Raw genomic sequence first — 3,074 nt, 5'->3', positions numbered from 1 at the left:
GCAGAGGGGGCGCCGAAGGCGCGGTCGCCGCAGCCGCGCTAGACACCGCCATGCCCGTCGCCAGACATACAGCCAGCACATCCAGGCTCGAGGCGACGGCCAGTGGATCGGGGCCACGCGAAGGCGGTCGCGCCGTGGCGGGCGCGCGGGCCACCATCATCGCCCGTGCCCTGAGCCTCGACGGCCGGGCACCGCTTAATATAGCGACCGCCAGGAGCAGCGCCGAGGTGGTCATGATGCGGCCCGATCGGTGATGTGGTCCGACCAGAGCAGCCCGCTGCAGACCAGAGTGATCCCGGCCACCAGCAGCCAACCCCCCGCGTGCCCGCCCAGCAAAAACCCCACCGGCTCGGCCCCGATAAGTTGGCCAAACAGCACCGACAGTATCGGCAGCCCCGCCAGAATGGCTGCGGTGGCACGAGCGCCGGCCATCGCCGAGGTGACGTGGCCTGAAAACCGCTGCCGCTCAACGATATCGCGTTGGGCCGCGCGCATCAGGGTGGACATCGCCAGGCCGTGTTGGGCGGCCAGATTCCAGCACACCGCGAGCCGATCCCATTGCGCCGGCAAGGCCGAAGTCTCGGCGACGCTGCGTAATCCGGCGGTGACGTCGGCACCCAAGCGGGCGCGCGCCGCCACCGCACGGCAGGACTCCGCGACGGGGCCGCCCGTTTCATCCGCCGCGACAGCGAACGCCTGCGCAGGGTGGGCACCAACCCGCAGTTCGCCTACCAACACATCGATCGCGGTTTCCAGCTGCCGGCCCTCATCCATCCCACGACGGCCACGGCGACGGCGCCGGTAGCGCAAGGCTCCGGTTGCACCAAGCACCGCGGCCGCGAGAACCGTTGTCAGCGGCAGCAATACGGCACCCACAGCCACCGCACACATGGCACAGCATCCGGCGATCCGCGGCGGCAGTCGAATGCGGCTGCGGTCGTGACAACCAAGTCGTCGCCGCGGCGATGCAGGCGCTACCAACACAGCTGCTGATAACGCAAGGGCCGCCGCCGGTGCGGTCATCTGGTCGTCCGTGTCTCAATCAGCCGGCGCAAGCCCGCGACCTCGTCGCTCAATCCGCGGTCGGCATGCCACACGGTGGTCGCCCCGACCCTTCCGTCCGTTTGACGTAGCACCGCGATTTCGCTGAGTCGCCGCCGCCCGACGCGATCGCGGGCCACATGCAGCAGCACCTGAACGGCGGCAGCCAGTTGACTGTGCAGCGCACCACGATTCAGGCCGCCAAGAGCACCCAACGCCTCCAGACGAGCTGGGACCTCCCCGGGATTGTTGGCATGCACAGTGCCCGCACCGCCGTCGTGGCCGGTGTTCAGCGCCGCGAGCAGATCGACCACTTCGGCGCCCCGAACCTCGCCAACGACAATGCGGTCCGGCCGCATCCGCAGTGCTTGCCGGACGAGTTGACGCACCGTAACTTCGCCGACGCCTTCGACATTGGCACAACGCGCGACCAGCCTGACCAGATGCGGGTGCGGCGGCGCGAGTTCAGCGGCGTCCTCGACGCACACGATCCGCTCGTCGGGAGACACCGCGTTCAGCATCGCCGACAGCAGCGTCGTCTTACCGGCCCCGGTCCCGCCGGACACTAAAAACGCCAACCTGGCGGCGATGATGTCAGCGAGCAGTGCGGCGGCTGTCGGGGCGATGGCGCCCGCCGCGATCAGCGCGGACAAATCTTGGGTGGCCGGCCGAAGCACTCGCAACGACAGGCAGGTGCCGGCGACGGCGACCGGTGGCAGCACGGCATGCAGGCGGACCGCGAAGCCGCCGGCGCCGACTCCGGTCAGCTGACCGTCCACCCACGGTTGCGCGTCGTCGAGTCGGCGACCTGCGGTCAGCGCCAGCCGCTGCGCCAAGCGCCGCACGGCGGCTTCGTCAGCGAACCGAATATCGGTGCGCTGCAGTCCGTTTCCGTCGTCGACCCACACTGCGTCCGGCGCGGTGACCAACACGTCGGTGGTGCCGCCGGCGCACAACAGGGGCTCGAGGATCCCCGCGCCGGTCAGCTCGGTTTGTAGTACCCGCAGGTTACTCAGCAGCTCAGTGTCGCCGAGCACACCACCGGATTCGGCCCGGATCGCGTCGGCCACCACTACGGGCCGCAGCGGCGCGGATTCGGCGGCCAGCCGTTCACGCACCCGGTCGATGAGCGAATCGGTCATGCCGCCCTACTTTCCGCGTCGGCCGTAGGGCGCGCTGGCAGCAAGGCCAGAACCCGGCGGGCTGCCGCTGCCAGCGCAGAGCGGCGCGCTAGCCGCAGACCGCCGTGTTCGAGCTGCTCGGCCAACCGCGGGTACGGCTTCATCGACGCCAGCAGCGGCACGGCGGCGATCGCAGCCAGCTCCTCGGCCCGCAGCCCGCCCGGTGAGGGTCCGCGCACGACCAAACCCACGTTGGGATTGATGCCGGTAACCACCGGCGCGAGAGTCGCGGTCGCCGCACACGCCCGCACATCGCACGGACTGACCACGACGACGAGATCGGCTGAGTCCAAAGCAGTTTGAGCAGCCTCGGTGAGCCGGCGCGGAACGTCGCAGACGACGGTGGCTCCGCCACGGCGGCCGGCGTCGATGACCGCCTCCACCGCCCCGGCGTCCAGTTCGTATCCGCGCCGAGTGCCCGACAGCATGCAGATCCCGCGATGGCGCGGCAGCGCCTCACGCACTGACGACCAGTTCAGCCGTCCGCCTTGCAACGCCAGGTCGGGCCAGCGCACACCGGGGGTGGTCTCGCAGCCCACCAGCAGATCGATGCCACCACCCCAGGGATCGAGATCGACAAGCAACGGGGTGGTGGCGACCTGTGCCAGCGCGGCCGCGAACAGTGACGCGCCCGCCCCGCCACGCCCCCCGATAACCGTGACGACCTCGCCCCGAGTGCGCTCATCACGCACGGAGTCGCCGGCATCGGCAAGCTCGCGGACCAGCTCGCGCTCTTGGATCGGCAGGGTGAGCACGTGCCGGGCACCCACGTCGACGGCCGCCGCCCATGTCGCCGGCGCCGGTTCGCCGCTCGTCACCACGACCACGTGGGCGCGGCGCGGCAGTCCACCG

3 protein-coding genes and 1 pseudogene are annotated in these 3,074 nt (G+C 70.3%); all 4 read right to left on the bottom strand.

Annotated elements, in window-relative coordinates; genetic code table 11:
- Positions 1-235 (bottom strand): annotated as a pseudogene (locus WB785_RS14825) (type II secretion system F family protein); the annotation flags it as partial.
- Complete coding sequence (locus tag WB785_RS14820; protein ID WP_424080086.1) at positions 232-1,023, bottom strand: type II secretion system F family protein; 792 nt, start codon at positions 1,021-1,023, stop codon at positions 232-234. The gene WB785_RS14820 and the pseudogene WB785_RS14825, both read right to left, overlap by 4 nt.
- Positions 1,020-2,183, bottom strand: coding sequence for a TadA family conjugal transfer-associated ATPase (locus tag WB785_RS14815; protein WP_424080085.1), 1,164 nt, complete (start codon positions 2,181-2,183; stop codon positions 1,020-1,022). The genes WB785_RS14820 and WB785_RS14815 overlap by 4 nt, the downstream gene beginning before the upstream one ends.
- Positions 2,180-3,074: septum site-determining protein Ssd (ssd, locus tag WB785_RS14810; RefSeq protein WP_424080084.1), on the bottom strand; the 895-nt coding region annotated here is incomplete at its 5' end. The genes WB785_RS14815 and ssd, both read right to left, overlap by 4 nt.

It is taken from the genome of Mycobacterium sp., from assembly GCF_049585075.1.
Lineage (GTDB): Bacteria > Actinomycetota > Actinomycetes > Mycobacteriales > Mycobacteriaceae > Mycobacterium.
This window is presented reverse-complemented; position numbering and strand designations above follow the sequence as displayed.

Coding starts and splice junctions, on each gene's coding strand:
- WB785_RS14820 (WP_424080086.1), bottom strand. CDS start 1,023: ATGACCGCACCGGCGGCGGCCCTTGCGTTATCAGCAGCTGTGTTGGTA.
- WB785_RS14815 (WP_424080085.1), bottom strand. CDS start 2,183: ATGACCGATTCGCTCATCGACCGGGTGCGTGAACGGCTGGCCGCCGAA.